This is a genomic window from Pseudokordiimonas caeni (assembly GCF_026719705.1).
Lineage (GTDB): Bacteria > Pseudomonadota > Alphaproteobacteria > Sphingomonadales > Kordiimonadaceae > Gimibacter > Gimibacter caeni.
In genome coordinates, this window is record NZ_JAPPRR010000003.1 from 347,322 (window position 1) to 362,474 (window position 15,153).

Sequence of the window (15,153 nt, forward strand, 5' to 3'; positions counted from 1 at the left end):
GCCATGCATCGTCTGTTCCTGGCGGCTGCAGTATCGCTGATGGCGGGGCTTGCCCCCCTTGCTGCTGCCGATCTTGTCCTGCGCGCGGCGGATACCCACCCCTACGGCTATCCGACGGTGAAAAGCGTCCAGCATATGGGTGAGCTTCTGGAGAAGTCGACCGAGGGCCGCATCCGCATTTCCATGTATCCGGGCCGCCAGCTTGGCGAGGAATGGGACACGCTGGAACAGACAGTCTTTGGCGCCGTGGATATCAACCGGGTGTTTCTGGCTGCCCTCCAGAATGTGGCGCCAGAGACAATCATTCCGTCACTGCCGTTCCTTTTCCGGTCGGAAGAACATCGCGACCGGGTGCTGTATGGCCCGGTCGGTGATGAGATACTGGCGAGCCTTGAGCCTTACGGCCTGATCGGTCTCACCTTCTACGAATCCGGTAGCCGCAATTTTTACAACACCCGCCGCCCGATCCTGACGCCCGCCGACCTTCAGGGCCTGCGCATCCGCGTGCCGAACTCTGACATGAATGTCGCGATGATCGAGCTTCTGGGCGGCAATGCCACGCCGATGGAACTGGGGCAGGTCTATGAAGGGCTCCGGAACGGCACGGTGGACGGCGCCGAGAACAACTGGCCGTCCTATGCCGACACCCGCCACTTTGAGGTTGCGCCCTTCTACAGCCTGACCGGCCATTCGATGACGCCTGAAATCCTCGTCATGTCCAAACTGACGTGGGACAAGCTTTCGCCCGAGGACCAGAAACGCGTGCGCGAAGTAGCGCGCCAAAGTGCGCGCTATATGGCGACGCTCTGGAAGGCGCAGGTGCAGGAAGCGCGCGAACGCGTCGAAGGAGCCGGCAACAAGGTGAATGACGTGCCGGACCGCGAGGCTTTCCGCCGGGCCTTGCAGCCCCTTTATGAACGCTTTGCCGGCACGCCGCGCCTCGCGGACCTTGTGCGCCGCGCGGAGGAAACGGAATGAGCGACCAGATTTCCGAAAAGCCCGTCGCGGGCGAGGGCGCCGACCGCCTGATCGTGAAGGGTGCCGAGCTTGTCACTGTTGCCAGCCTTGTGGTGATGACCGCGATTGTCGGCTGGCAGGTGTTTGGCCGCTTTGTCCTCAACGATACACCGAAATGGTCCGAGCAACTGGCCGGCATCCTGATGGTTTATCTGACCCTCATCGGGGCCGCAGTGGCGGTGCGCAACGACGGGCTCATTGCGCTTGATGCCTTTCTTGCCAAGTTTCCGGTGAAGCTGCAGATTGCCTGCCGGCTGATCGTGGAATTGCTGATCCTCGCCTTTGCGGTGCTGATGATCGTCTACGGCGCCCGCATGGCCGTGCTGGTAGAGGCATGGACTGTACCGACACTCGGTTTTTCACGGTCCGTCAATTACTGGGGCTTCCCGATTGCCGGGGCCATGATGCTTCTCTTCACGCTGCGCCGGATCGCCTCGCGCCGCTTCCTGACAGCCCATCTGCACCGGGATAACCAGTCATGAGCCTTGTCGTTCTGGCCATCGCCTTTGTCGTGTTTCTTGTGATCGGGATGCCGATCGCCTTTTCGCTGGCACTGTCGTCGCTTGCCGCGATCCTGTTCATGGACCTGTCGCCGCTAGTCGTTTTGCAGCGCATGTCATCGGGCTTCAGTGTCTTTGCGCTGATTGCCATTCCCTTCTTCATCTATTCGGGGGAAATCATGCTGCGCGGCGGGGCGGCTGACCGGATCGTCGCCTTTGCGCAGTCGCTGGTCGGGCACAAGCGTGGGGGCCTGGGGCAGGTGAACGTGCTGACCTCACTCCTGTTCGGCGGGATTTCCGGGTCTGCCATCGCCGGTGTTTCGGCAGTGGGCGGTGTGCTGATCCCCAAGATGAAAGAGGAAGGCTATAGCGCCGATTATGCCGTGAACGTGACGGTCGCTTCCTCCGTCCTCGGCCTCGTCATCCCCCCAAGCCACAATATGATCCTCTTTGCGATTGCCGCGGGCGGCAGCATCAGCGTGGGGGACCTGTTCCTTGCGGGTGTTGTGCCGGGCATCCTGACCGCCGCGCTCCTTGCCATCGCTGCCTACTGGATCGCGGTGAAGCGCGGCTATCCGGTGAAGCCCTTCGGCGGCTGGGGTAATGTGCTGCGCTGCCTTGTGGCGGCAGTACCCGGCCTGATGATGATCCTGATCATCGTCGGCGGTATCCGGCTTGGTATCTTCACACCGACGGAGGCAAGCGCGGTTGCGGTGATCTATGGCTTGGCCATCACCGCCTTCGTCTACCGCGAGCTTGACTGGCGCGCTTTCATGGCTGCCACCCGCGATGCAGCGCGCACCACGGCATCGGTCCTGTTCCTGATCGGCGCGGCATCGGCCTTTGGCTGGGTGCTCGCCGCATCGGACGCGCCGACTATGGTCAGCGACCTGATGGGCGGCATCACCGACAATCCGATTGTGATGTTCCTGATGATCAATATCGCGCTCCTGATGCTCGGTGCCGTGATGGATATGGCGCCGCTGATCATCATCACCACGCCGATCTTCCTGCCGATTGCCATGAAGTTCGGGATGGACCCTGTGCAGTTCGGCGTGATGCTGATCATGAACCTTGGGGTCGGCCTCATCACCCCGCCGGTGGGTACCGCGCTTTTCGTCGGTTGCTCGGTCGGCAAGGTGCGGATTGAGCAGGTGGTGAAAAGCGTGTGGCCCTTCTATTTCGCCCACTTCGGCGCGATCATGGCGGTCACGTTCGTGCCGGCCTTCAGCCTGTGGCTGCCGCACCTGTTGAAGGGCTGAGGGGCGAGAGGATCAGAAGGCCGGGGCGGCTGTCGATTCCCGAACGACAAGTTCGGGGGTGATCGAGGTCATCGCGCCCTTGGGGCCCTTCGGACCATCCATCAGCAGCTTGCCTGCCAGATAGCCGATATCGCGAATGGGCGAATGCACGGTCGTCAGGTAGGGCGCGATGCGGGATGCAATCGGCGTATCATCGAAACCCACAACGGAAATGTCGGCGGGCACTGAAAGGCCAAGTTCGCGGGCGGCCTTGTAAACGCCAAGCGCCATTTCGTCGTTACCGGCAAAGATCGCGGTCGGGCGTTCGGGCTTCGCCAGCAGTTGCCGGGCGCATTCATAGCCGGTCTCGTAGGTATAGCCGCCAAACACGATGTCATCGTCCTTGAGGTGCAGGCCGAACTCCGAAAGGCCGTCCTGAAAGCCGCGCAGGCGTTCGTGTGAGGACCGGAAGCTTTCAGGGCCCCTGATATGGGCGATACGCCGGTGGCCGAGCCGCGCCAGATGGCGTGCAGCTTCGGCGGCCCCGTGAGCTTCCCGCGTGCGGATCATGCGGTGGGGCTCGTCCAGCTCCACAGATGCGATCCGCACATAGGGGCAGTCGGCCTCTTTCAGCATTTCGGCGATATGGTCATCCTCGGAAACCGAAGGCGGCAAGACGGCGCCAAACAGGCGCTGCTGCTCGATAAATTCGCCGATCATGTCGTAAAAGTCGGGGGCATTCCGGTCGCACGGGCGGATCACTAGTTGGCAGCTTGAACCGGCCAGCGCATCCAGAATGCCGCGCTGCATATTCACAATATATTGCGGGCTCGGATTATCGTAGATCATCGCGACAAGGAAGGACCGCCGGAAGGCAAGCGCGCGGGCCTGCGGGTCGGGCGAGAAATCATATTCCTTGATCAGGGCCTTGATCTTGTCGCGCGTGCTGGCCTTTACCGTTGTGGCATCATTGATGACGCGCGAAACGGTTTTCTTGGAAACGCCGGCCATGCGGGCGATGTCATTGATGGTGATCTTGGGCTTGCGGCGCGCGCCGGGGCGCCCCTGTCCGGTATCCAAATCATCCGGCTTTTCGTCTGAACTGGCCAAGTCCCTGCCCCAAGGTAAACGGTTTCCGTCCACTCTAGTAAGCGCTTAGGGCAAAGGCCAGCGGCTTTTTACCCCGTCGCCCAATCAGGGGTGGCGGGATAGCAGGATACAAGCGTGCCGGGCGTGAGCGTGGCGCAGCCTTCAGGATGGACGAGCCAGGCATTCATGCCGGTCATCGAGCCGATCCGGTAGGATTCCTGACCCACAAGGGGCGTCACCGCCAGCATGCCATCGGCGCCGCCTTCCAGCCTTGCTTTCAGGAAAACGGTCAGGCCTTCGGAGGCCGCTGCCGCCGCGGTCAGGCGCGCGGTGAGGGGTTGTTCCACCGGCAGGCCCAAGGCAGCGCGCAAATAGGGGATCATGAACATGCGGAAGCCCATGGCGGTGGAGGCCGGGTTGCCGGGCAGGCCGAAGAAGGGCCGTCCGTCCGGCAGTTGCGCGAACAGCACGGGCTTGCCGGGGCGAACCTTCACCCGGTGCAACAGGATTTCGGCCCCCATGGCTTCGAGCACGCTACGCACGAAATCGAACTGGCCAACGGATACGGCCCCGGTGGAGACGACCATATCGACGCCCGCTTCCTGCATGGCTTCAAGCGCCGTGCGGAAACTGTCGCCGTCATCGCCAACTGTGCGCTGTAGCGCGAGATCGAGCCCGAAGGCGGCGGTGATCGCGGCGCCGTATGGGGCGGAGCTGTTGCGGATCTGTCCGGGGGCGAGCGGTGCATCCGGATCGTCCACCAGTTCACGGCCGGTTGATATCCAGCCAAGCGTCGGGCGTCGGGTGACGTGCACCCGGCCAATACCAGCGGCAGCGAGTGCGGGGATGGTGCTGGCGGTGATGCGGCTGCCGGTGGATAGCAGCAAATCGCCCTCCCTGAAGTCCGATCCGGCCTTGCGGATGTGGCGATCGGCTTCGAGCGGGGCTTTCAGGACCAGCGTATCGCCCTCGCGTTCGGTATCTTCCACAGGCACGACCGTATCGGCGCCCTTGGGCATGGTCGCGCCCGTCATGATGGCGGCGGCCTCTCCCGCACCGACCGGCGCCGGTGTCGCCGTATCACCTGCCGCAATGGTGCCGGTGATGGCGAGGCGGGCAGGATGGGTATCTGAAGCATCCGCCGTGTCCACAGCGCGCAGGGCGAAGCCGTCCATCGCCGAATTGTCGAACATCGGGTTGGCGTTCAGCGCCACCACGTCGGCGGCGAGCACCAGTCCGGTCGCTTGCCCAAGCGGCGCGGTGATCACGGGCAAGGGGCGGGCCGCCGCGCGAATGAGCTGCAAGGCTTCCGAATAGGAAAGTTTCGTGACGGCGTTCATTCGAGACGCGGCACCGGGAATCCGCCCGCCTGCGTGACGGCCGCAGGCACCGGGCGGCCGAGGACACCTTCCACAAAGCGCGCGGTTTCGATCAGGGTTTCCAGTTCGACGCCGGTTTCAATGCCGCATTCTTCGAGCATATAGAGGAGGTCCTCCGTGGCGATGTTGCCGGTGGCCTTGGGCGCGAACGGGCAACCGCCAAGCCCGCCGATGGAGGCATCCAGCACTTCTGCGCCAGCCTGATAGGCGGCCCATGCGTTGGCGATGCCGCTGCCGCGCGTATTGTGGAAATGCGCCCGGATCGGCAAGCCCGGCAGGCGCTCGCGCAGCCCTGCGACCATATCGAACACAGCGCGTGGATTGGCGACCCCGATGGTGTCGGCGACCGCAATTTCGCGCGGTCCTGCTTCGGCAATATCCTCTGCCATCGCGATCACCTTGGCAGGGTCAACCCGGCCTTCAAACGGGCAGCCAAAGGCGGTGGAGATGGTGACTTGCGCGGCCATGCCATTCTCGCGGGCGAGGCGCACGATCTCTTTCGTCACAGCTACCGATTCAGCGCTTGTCTGGCCCTGGTTTTTCGCTCCGAACGTATCGGTCGCCACCGCCACTGCACCGGCTTCATCAACGCCGCGCTTGTTGCCTTCGCGCGTGTCGAAGGCACGCAGGAGACCGCGTTTGTTCAGCACAAGCCCGATATAGGTGACGTCCTTGAGGTCCGGCAGGGCAGCGATCACCGCTTCTGCATCAGCCATCTGGGGCACCAGTTTGGGGTGGACAAAGCTTGCGACTTCGAGCCGCTTCACGCCGGCCTTCAGTGCACCGCCAATCAGCTGCAGTTTCTGGTCGGTGGTGAAATGGGCTTTTTCGTTCTGCAGGCCGTCGCGGGCACCCACCTCGACGATTTCAACGGGTCTCATGATAGTCGAATCCTTGCTGTCAGGTCGGGGGCATCGTCTGACAGGAAGGCGGGCGGGTCAACAGGGGTGTGGAGGCTGGCGGATCAACTTGCCTTGCGCTGGCGCGTGGGCGGCTCGATCGGGAAGGTTTCGGCCTGATAGATATTGGCCTTGGCCATCAGCGGAAAGAGGTCTTCGCGGTTGGCGACGGCTTCACTCAGGATGCCGTAAACGATGGCAAGGTTGGTCTCGCCCTTGTGGTTCATCAGCGGCAGCGCGATGAAATGCATCGTGGCGTGCTTTTGTTCACTGGCATATCCGAACGTGCCGACAAGGCCGGTATCCCCCGCTCGCATCTTTTCAAAATCGGCAAGGATGGGTTCGATCAGCGCGGGTGACATCACCTTGCGCATCTCTTCGCCGATCGGGTCCATCTCGAACCCCTTGGAGGCAATCGAGCCCGCAAACATGATGCGGGGAGAGCGGCGAGACATGTCGATCGTGATGATCTGGCGCGATTCATCAATCATGTTGAGGACGCTGAGGTCGCCGCGATAAGGGGCGATCTTGCCCTTGCGGGCTTTCTGCCATGCGGCGAGGAATTTAAGGAAACGACTGGCCAAGGTAAACACCGGACAAACAAACGATGTGCAACAATCCCGACCCCCCGGTCCGAATCGAAGCATACAGAAAACCGGTTAATAGGCGCTAAATGGCCACCGGTTTCCGCTCGTTTATTTGGTGTTTTTGAAGGCGAGAGGAGAGCGCTTCACGCCGTCGCTGTCCAGCCGCCCGAGCGCCCCTGCTGCGTGATAAAGCACAATGGCAGTTGAAACCGCGAGATTGAGCGATTCCGCCATGCCGGGCATCGGGATGCGCACGAGGCCGTCACAGGCTTCCCTATAGCGGTCTGGCAGGCCGCTGCCTTCGCTGCCGACCATCAGGATGAGGGGCGCGCGATAGCTGGCTTTAAGGTAAGGCTCGCTGCCCGCGAGCGCGAGGCCGAGGCATTGGCTTTCGGGCCCACCGGCGCGCCAGATGTTGAAATCTTCAAGGCTCGCGCCAATCACGGGCAGTGAGAAGACCGATCCCGCCGAGGCGCGCACGCAGTCGCTGCTCCAATGATCGGCACTAGGGCCAAGGAGGATCACACCGTCCGCGCCCACCGCGTCCGCCGTGCGGATGACGGTGCCCACATTACCGGGATCTCGCGGCTCCTGCAGCGCAACCCACAGCTGGCCGGCCTCCAGCGGGTGATCATCCAGCACCGGTTTCGGCTCGGCAAAAATGGCGATCACCGGCTGAGGATTATCCTTGCCCGCCACCGCCGCCTGCACATGGCTGTTTGTCAGCACCGTATTTCTGGGCGCCAGCACCGATTGTTCGAACAGGTCAGCCATCAGGCGGTTATCGAAGGCGGTATCCAGCACGAAAGCCTGCTTCAAGGTGAAGCCGGCCTTCAGGCCCTGCCGCAGGAAGGTCTCGCCTTCCACCACAAATTCGCCGTGCCGCTGCCGGTATTTCTTCAGCCGCAGTTCCTTCGCATGCTTCACCCGCGCATTCTGGGTGCTGGTGAGAGCCGGCGGAAACGGGATAGGCGGACGGGTCATGGGGTGTGCAAATCCTTCTGGGTCTTTGGCCTTTCATACCGGGGAAAGGCAGGCTTGAACAGCCCGTGATGCAAGGCTTTCACGGTGATCGTTAAGAAGGATTTGCTTGATTGTGATCACATTTGGTGCGCCTATCGTACCCGGAGCCGCCGAAATGGCTCGGTGGCTCGCACACGAGAGGTGTTCCGTGAATGACCAATCTGCTGCCGATGCCCAGTCTTCTGACGCGCCGGCTTTCCCAACCAGCAACCCCGCCCTGATCCAGTGGCTGCGCAGCCACCGGGTTGATGAGGTTGAATGCCTTGTCCCCGATCTCAACGGCGTGATGCGCGGCAAGATCGTCCCGCGCGAGGAGTTCATCTCCGCCCTTGATAGCGAAGGCCTGCGCATGCCCGAGGCCGTCCTCGTCCAGTCGGTGACCGGGGACTATGATTACGAAAAATCTGTCGCGCAAACCATCGATGCCGATGTCCGCATGATCCCCGATCCTTCGAGCGTGCGGCTGGTGCCCTGGTATGACGAGCCGGTGGCGCAGATCATCTGCGACGTGAAGAACAAGGATGGCGAGCTTGTCGATTTCGCGGCCCGCAGCCTCCTGAAGAATATCCTCGCGAAATACAAAGCCCTCGGCCTGAAGCCCATCGTGGCGCCGGAGCTGGAATTCTACCTCATCGAAAAAAATATCGACCCGGACCTGAAGCTGGTGCCGCCGGTGGGCCTGAGCGGCCGCCGCGAGGCTGGGCGCCAGCCCTATGGCATCGAAGCCGCCAACGACTTCGACCCCGTCGTGAACCGCATCTATGACTATGCCGAGGTGATGCACCAGAAGATCGGCACCATGGCGCACGAGCAAGGCCCGGCGCAGCTGGAGATCAACTGCACCCACGGCGACGCGCTGGAACTTGCCGATCAGGTCTTCCTTTTCAAACGGATGGTGCGTCAGGCGGCGATGAAAGACGGCATGTATGCCACCTTCATGGCGATGCCGCACCAGGACGAGCCGGGCTCGGCCATGCATGTGCATCAGTCGCTGGTGGACATCAAGACCGGCCGCAACATCTTTGCCGATGAAAAGGGCGAGGATACGCCGGCGCTCTATCACTATATCGGTGGCCTGCAGAAGCATCTGGCCGCGGTGACGCCGCTGATGTATCCGAACGTCAACAGCTTCCGCCGGATGCGGCTTGAAAGCGACGCGCCGATCAATCTGCACTGGGGCCGCGACAACCGCACCTGCGGCCTTCGGGTCCCGCATTCGAGCCCCAATGCCCGCCGGGTGGAAAACCGCCTGCCGGGGGTGGATAGCAACCCGTATCTCGCGTTTGCCGCCACGCTCGCCTGCGGCCTTATCGGCCTGATCGAAAAGATCGAGCCCGAAGAAGTGGTGCCGGGCGACGCGCACGAACTGCCCTTCACCCTGCCGCGCTACCTGCCGGAAGCCTTGGGCCGGATGGCAGCATCAGACGCCGTCCGCGCCATGCTCGGCAGCCGCTTCGTGGATGCCTTCGTGGAGGTTAAATCGCTCGAAATCGCCGCCTATAACAAGGTGATCTCAAGCTGGGAGCGCGAGCATCTGCTCTTGAGCGTGTAGGGGGCAGATCACAGGCTAGGCTATTCTTTGCGGTAGATTTCAGATGGGATTTTACATATCTTGAGTTGAAGTTCTCATCTTGAGTATCGCCGGTTGTTTTCAGGCATGTTGAATGAAGGAAACAACCGTGAACCAGACCGTTGTCAAAGCCGTCACTAGTGCAATCCTTGCCGTCTCCTTTTGTTTCATGGTGCCGGCAGGGGCAGCTCATGCCGTCACTTACAGCCTCGCCCTGATTGATGATTTTCCTGGCGGCTATGATCATAGCTACGCCTATGGCATCAATGATGCTGGGCAGGTAGTCGGCTATAGCTCTTCTGCCAGCGGTCAGCGTGCCTTCCTTTGGGAAGACGGTGTGATGACTGACCTCGGCGTTCTGCTCGGTGAAGCCGGTTATAGCCGAGCGAATGGCATCAATAATTCCGGCCAGATTGTGGGGGTTAGCGGGAGTGCGAGCGGTCAGCGTGCCTTCCTTTGGGAAGACGGCGTGATGACCGATCTTGGCGATCTGCCCGGCGGCTGGGATCGTAGCGAAGCCTTTGCCATCAATGATGCTGGTCAGATTGTGGGTTCAAGCTATACCGGGGCAGATACGGGCAACGGCAAACTTCACGCCTTCCTCTGGGAGGACGGAATAATGACCGATCTAGGCGCGTTGGCCAGTCGCGCTGAAAGCAGCCAAGCTTATGCCATCAACAATGCTGGCCTGATTGTGGGTGAAAGCGATGCCGGTCTGGCTGGTGATCATGCCGTAATTTGGGAGAACGGTGTGCTCACTGACATTGGTTCCCTTCCTGATATTGGAACCGGCGTCAACGCCCTCGCAACGGGTATCAATAATTTGGGTCAAGTGATAGGGGCAAGCACGATTGCCTCCACGGAGTATGAGTATCGTGCCTTCTTCTGGGATGATGGCGAGATAATCGATCTTGGGGACTTCCCGGGCGGAGACAATTATAGCTGGGCCTACGGCATAAATGATGCTGGGCAGGTAGTGGGGTCGAGTCCTTCAGCGACGGAAGGTGGGAGTGCTTTCATTTGGGAGCGCGAGACGGGGATGGTCGATCTGAATGATCTTATTGTCTCCGACCTCGATTACACCGCCGGTATCGCGATGGCCATCAATGAAGTGGGCCAGATTACAGGCTGGGGAACCTATCGGGACGGAAGTGGCGAATCCTTTAGGCGGTCATTTGTCCTGACCCCAATTCTTGGTCCCATCGGGGGTATTCCCGAACCCGCCACTTGGCTGATGATGATCATGGGCTTCGGCATTACCGGCCTTGCTGTTCGTCGTCGCCGGGCTCTCGCAGCCTGATCCTTACCCCGCCATTGCCTTCGCCACCGCACTGATGCCGATGAGCAGCAGGGTGGCGTTGGCGATGCGGCGGTAGGTGGCGCTGCCGTGGGTCTGGAACCATTTGTTGCCGAAACGGTTGCCGGCATACATGGCCGGATAGGCGGCGGCGATATACATCAGCTCGGTTATCCCGATGAAGCCCTGCACGCCGAAACCGGTGAGCGCGAAGGCTGCTGAAAACAGGAAGAAGATCATCAGGAAGCCGCGGCTGCGCGCCGGTGTCGCGTATGCCGACAGGGCATAGATGATCACGGGCGGGCCGGGAATGGCCAGAAGTCCGTTCATGATGCCCGACAGGAAGCCGATCATAGCCTTCAGGCCGCTGCCGACTTCACGTTCCTTCGGATGCGCGAAATTCAGCATCAGGCTCGCTGCGATCACGGTGACCCCGACGATCAGCTGGAAGAGCGAAACGGACAGCATCCCGAGGAACACAGCGCCCGCCGCCGTGCCAAGGATGCTGGCGCCGATCATCCCGGCGGAGCGTTTTACCTCCACCGGGTCCCAGAATTCCTTCACCGTCTGCAGGCTGACAAGCAGCGTGAGCGACGCGACGACCACAACGGTGGTCGAAGGTGGCAGGAAAAGCGCGAGCACCGGGATGGCGGCAAGCGCAAAACCGAAGCCCGTGAAGGCGCGCAGGATGGACGACAGGAACACAGCCGCCATCATGAAGACGGCGGAAACAACATCAAACGGCATATCCTGCATCAGGCGGCGGCTTTCTCTTTTCCTTGTGTGCCGCCACGTACCAGACGGCCTGGCCGGGCATCGGTCAGCACCCCGTCATCGACGATCACTTCGCCCGAGACGATGGTTGCCTTGTAGCCCTTGGCCTTCTGGATAAGGCGTGCGCCGCCTGCAGGCAAGTCATGAACCATGCGCGGGGCCAGAAGTTTGAGGCCCTCATAGTCGATGACATTGAGGTCAGCCTTCTTGCCCACCTCGATCCGGCCGCGATCTGCAAAGCCCATATAGTCGGCAAGCTGCGAGGTCAGCTTGCGGATGGCTTCCGCGAGTTCGAGCTTGCCACCCCGGCTGCGGTCGCGCGTCCAGTGGGCCAGCATATAGCTTGGGAAACTGCTGTCGCACACCGTGCCAACATGGGCGCCGCCATCCGACAGCCCCATGATCGACTGCGGATGCTTCAGCATCGTCTCGACCGCATTGAAGTTGAGATCGGTGTAATTATAGATCGGGAAATAGAGGAAGGCGTGGCCGTCGTCCTCAAGGAGAAGATCATAGATTTTCTCCAGCGGCTTCACGCCGTCCGCGACCGCCAGCTTGTAAACCGAGGTTTCGGGCGACTGTTCATAGTCCGGATTGTCACCCAGCCGGAAAAGCTTGCAGCTGACAAAATCGATCATGCCGAGGAGCTTGTCGGCCAAGGGCGGGATCGGCGTGCCGTCGCCCGCCAGCTGATCGGGCTTTTCCGACAGCATCTGTGCCTTGAAGGCGGGGTCGCGCATCACCTTCACGCGTTCCTCGATGGGCAGGTGGCTGATCTTCTTGTAGCTCGGGAAGCCCATGAAAGGATGGAAGGTGCAGGTGAGGCCAAGCGTGACGCCAATGCCGCGCGGAGCCACCTGAAAATGCATGTCCAGCCCGCGGGCCTTGGCGGCCTCGCCGCGGGCGATGATATCTTTCCACTGCTTGGGGGCAAAGTCGCGCTGCATCAGCGACATCGAGAAGGGCCGCCCGCCCGATGCCTCGACAAAGGCTTCCAGAAGGTCGAATTCATAGTCGAAAGCCTCGGGATTGCCGCGCTCCAGGTCGAAATCGTTCACCGCCTGCAGCACGCCGTGATCAAGGCCTCGGAAAGCTTCGGCGAGCCCGGCGAGTTCTTCCTTCCCGGCTTCGGACGAGGGCGTCCACTGGCCTTCCGCCGTGCGGTGCACGTCCGACCGGCCGATGGAAAGGCCGACAGCACCGGCTTCGAGTGCTTCACGCGTCAGGCGCTTCATCTCGGCAATGTCAGCGGGGGTCGCGGGTTCGTTCACCACCGCACGGTCGCCCATCACATACATGCGCAAGGGATCGTGCACCACCTGTACCGCGAAATCGATGGCATGCGGGAAATCGATGGCATTCATATAATCTGGCACGGATTCCCAGTTCCAGGTCAGGCCTTCGGCAAGGGCCGCACCGGGGATTTCCTCCACACCTTCCATCAGGCTGATCAGCTTTTTGTGGTCGGTAGGGCGAACGGGCGCGAAGCCGACGCCGCACGAGCCCATCACGGCGGTGGTCACGCCGTGGTAGCAGGAGGGTTCAAACTTGTCGTCCCACGAGACCTGCCCGTCATAATGCGTATGCACATCCAGAAAGCCGGGGGTGACGATATGGCCGGTGGCATCGATGGTGCGTTTGGCCGCGCCCAGATTTTCGCCGATGGCGGCAATCTTGCCGTCTTTCACGGCAACGTCGGCCTTGCGGCCGGCCGCCCCCGTGCCATCGTAAATCGTGCCGCCGGTGATCAGAAGGTCATACATGGGTCAGTCTCCTTGGGTCGCAGGAAGCGGGCGCGTGAAGCGCGCATCCGCCAAACGGTAAAGGGCAAGCGTGATAAAGCCGCCGATGAAATGCCAGATGCCCCAGGTCGCCGTCAGCATCACGGCGCCGCCGATGCCGCCGAACTGGGTCATGAGAATGGCAAGGCCAAGCGCGCTGTTCTGGATGCCGACCTCGAAGGCAAGCGCCCGCCGGTCGCCCGCGTCACGCAGGAACAGCGCACCCGCGCCAGCGCCGAGCGCAAAGGCCAACAGGTTATGCACCGCCGTCAGCGGCACGATATCTGCCCAGTATTTTGCCAGCAGGCCAGCGTTTGTATAAAGCCCGAAAATGACGATGCCAAGGAGCAGCGCGAGCGAGATCCGCAGCGCGAGCGGGCGGTGGCGTTCGGTCGCCTTCGGGAAGCGCGCGGCGAGCGTCATGCCGAGCACCAGCGGCAGGCCAAGCATCAGCGCGGTTTGCATGAGGAAGCTCGCGCCGTTGATATCGATTTCATCCAGAAGGGCGGCAACCGGCGGGTAAAGCCCGCCCCAGAACAGCACCGACAAGGGCACGGTGAGGGCAGCGAGCACGCTTGAAAGCGCGGTCAGAGTCACCGAATAGGCCACATTGCCGCGCGCCATCAGCGTGTAGAAGTTGGAGACATTGCCGCCCGGGCAACTCGCCACCAGGATCATCCCGAAGGCGAGGCTCGGGTCCGGGCGAATGAGCCAGACAAGCGCGAGGGTGAGGAGCGGCAGGCCGATCAGCTGTGTGGCATAGCCGGCGAGAAGCGCATGCGGGCGCGCCGCCAGCGGCCGGAAATGCGCCAGCCGCAGGCCAAGCGCCACCGAAAACATCGTGAAAGCGATTGAAAAGGCCATCAGGGCCTGCGCCCCGGCACCCAGTTCAACGACTGCCCGTTCCAAGAAAACCTCCCACTCTCCCGGCGGGTATCCTAGACCGATGAGTACAGATATGGGAAGCGCGAAAGATGGTTAATCACCCCACGAGCACCACATCATCAAGGTCGCCAATCGTCAGCCCCTTGAGGGTCAGGCTGTCGCCCCCGCCGAGGTCGATGGTGATGTCGCCTGATACGCTGCTTGCAGCCGCCTTGAGCGCGGCGGTCGTGGTGATGGCGGCGCTGGTGCCGGCAAGGTCCAGCATGTCGTCGCCTGTCTTGAAGTCGGTGATGGTGTCGCTGCCGGTGCCGGACTGGAAGACGAAGGTGTCGTCCCCGCTGCCGCCGGTCAGGGTATCGTTGCCAAGCCCGCCCCAGAGCTGGTCGTTGCCAGCGCCGCCATCAATGTCATCGGCCCCGCCGCCCCCATAGACCGTGTCGTTGCCGGCGCCGCCCTCGATCACATCGTTGCGGCCGGTGTCAGTATCGTCACTCTTGCCACCATAGAAGATATCGTTTCCGTCGCCGCCGATCAGGGTGTCGTCGCCCTTGCCGCCGGCGAGCGTGTCAGCCCCGGCTCCACCATGGATACGGTCATTTCCGTCCCCGCCCCATGAAGTGTTGGATGTGGTCTCGGACTGGCTGTCCTCGTCCCCCACCCAGATGGTGTCATCCCCGACACTGCCATAAATGAGGTCGGTGCCCGCACCGCCCACCAGCAGGTCATTCCCAGCCCCGCCGCCAAGGGTATCGTTGCCCTTGCCGCCGAGCACAATATCAGCCATGTCGTCCCCGGCCCCGGCCCAGAGCTGATCATTGCCGTCGCCGCCTTCCATCCGGTCGGCGCCGGCCTTGCCGACGAGTATATCGTTCCCGGCGCCCCCGATCAGCGTATCATTGCCGGCGTCGCCGTTCAGGTTGTCATCGCCCTGCATGCCATAAAGCGTGTCGGCCTTGGCGCTGCCGATCAGCCGGTCGGCCTGATCGGTGCCGATGGCACTGGTGATCACCGCACCCGCCGCCACCTTGAAGGCCGCTTCCCCGCCGATCAGGCTGGTCTGGCCGGGTCTGAGGTCGATCTGCGCGCCTTCCATCAGGGCGGCGGCATTGAT

General features: G+C 62.0%; 14 protein-coding genes. 5 read left to right on the top strand and 9 right to left on the bottom strand.

The features are described from left to right. Window positions 1-3 precede the first annotated feature (3 nt). Genes OU694_RS14815 through OU694_RS14825 form a run of 3 tightly spaced genes read left to right on the top strand, consistent with a single transcriptional unit; the run spans window position 4 to window position 2,779 of the window. Window positions 4-978, top strand: a complete 975-nt coding sequence (locus OU694_RS14815; RefSeq protein ID WP_308911788.1) for a TRAP transporter substrate-binding protein — start codon at window positions 4-6, stop codon at window positions 976-978. After that, complete coding sequence (locus OU694_RS14820) at window positions 975-1,499, top strand: TRAP transporter small permease (protein WP_308911789.1); 525 nt, start codon at window positions 975-977, stop codon at window positions 1,497-1,499. Before OU694_RS14815 ends, OU694_RS14820 begins: the two co-directional genes overlap by 4 nt. Next, window positions 1,496-2,779, top strand: coding sequence for a TRAP transporter large permease (locus tag OU694_RS14825; protein ID WP_308911791.1), 1,284 nt, complete (start codon window positions 1,496-1,498; stop codon window positions 2,777-2,779). The genes OU694_RS14820 and OU694_RS14825 overlap by 4 nt, the downstream gene beginning before the upstream one ends. Window positions 2,780-2,791: 12 nt before the next feature. Here the strand turns inward: OU694_RS14825 and OU694_RS14830 are convergent, their stop codons facing one another. From OU694_RS14830 to OU694_RS14850, 5 genes are all read right to left on the bottom strand, one after another. Next, window positions 2,792-3,868, bottom strand: coding sequence for a LacI family DNA-binding transcriptional regulator (locus OU694_RS14830; RefSeq protein ID WP_308911792.1), 1,077 nt, complete (start codon window positions 3,866-3,868; stop codon window positions 2,792-2,794). Window positions 3,869-3,936: 68 nt separating this feature from the next. Further along, window positions 3,937-5,187: a molybdopterin molybdotransferase MoeA gene (locus OU694_RS14835; protein WP_308911793.1), complete on the bottom strand. Its 1,251-nt coding sequence runs from the start codon at window positions 5,185-5,187 to the stop codon at window positions 3,937-3,939. After that, window positions 5,184-6,107, bottom strand: a complete 924-nt coding sequence (locus OU694_RS14840; RefSeq protein ID WP_308911794.1) for a hydroxymethylglutaryl-CoA lyase — start codon at window positions 6,105-6,107, stop codon at window positions 5,184-5,186. The genes OU694_RS14835 and OU694_RS14840 overlap by 4 nt, the downstream gene beginning before the upstream one ends. Window positions 6,108-6,190: 83 nt before the next feature. Further along, entirely contained in the window at window positions 6,191-6,709 is a 519-nt protein-coding gene (locus OU694_RS14845) for a hypothetical protein (RefSeq protein ID WP_308911795.1), read from the bottom strand. Between the two features lie 111 nt (window positions 6,710-6,820). After that, entirely contained in the window at window positions 6,821-7,696 is an 876-nt protein-coding gene (locus tag OU694_RS14850; protein WP_308911796.1) for a TrmH family RNA methyltransferase, read from the bottom strand. A gap of 256 nt (window positions 7,697-7,952) precedes the next feature. Here OU694_RS14850 and OU694_RS14855 point away from each other — a divergent pair, with 256 nt between their 5' ends. After that, window positions 7,953-9,287, top strand: coding sequence for a glutamine synthetase family protein (locus tag OU694_RS14855; protein WP_373460418.1), 1,335 nt, complete (start codon window positions 7,953-7,955; stop codon window positions 9,285-9,287). A 127-nt stretch (window positions 9,288-9,414) separates the two neighbouring features. Then, window positions 9,415-10,605, top strand: coding sequence for a PEPxxWA-CTERM sorting domain-containing protein (locus OU694_RS14860; RefSeq protein ID WP_308911798.1), 1,191 nt, complete (start codon window positions 9,415-9,417; stop codon window positions 10,603-10,605). Between the two features lie 3 nt (window positions 10,606-10,608). On the opposite strand, the gene OU694_RS14865 is transcribed toward OU694_RS14860, so the two are convergent. The 4 genes from OU694_RS14865 to OU694_RS14880 all read right to left on the bottom strand — a co-directional run. Next, complete coding sequence (locus OU694_RS14865) at window positions 10,609-11,358, bottom strand: sulfite exporter TauE/SafE family protein (protein WP_308911799.1); 750 nt, start codon at window positions 11,356-11,358, stop codon at window positions 10,609-10,611. Further along, window positions 11,358-13,139: an N-acyl-D-amino-acid deacylase family protein gene (locus OU694_RS14870; RefSeq protein WP_308911800.1), complete on the bottom strand. Its 1,782-nt coding sequence runs from the start codon at window positions 13,137-13,139 to the stop codon at window positions 11,358-11,360. The genes OU694_RS14865 and OU694_RS14870 overlap by 1 nt, the downstream gene beginning before the upstream one ends. A 3-nt stretch (window positions 13,140-13,142) precedes the next feature. Further along, window positions 13,143-14,066, bottom strand: coding sequence for a bile acid:sodium symporter family protein (locus OU694_RS14875; RefSeq protein ID WP_308911801.1), 924 nt, complete (start codon window positions 14,064-14,066; stop codon window positions 13,143-13,145). A 73-nt stretch (window positions 14,067-14,139) separates the two neighbouring features. After that, window positions 14,140-15,153 (bottom strand): calcium-binding protein (locus OU694_RS14880; protein WP_308911802.1); only part of this gene is annotated, 1,014 nt, incomplete at its 5' end.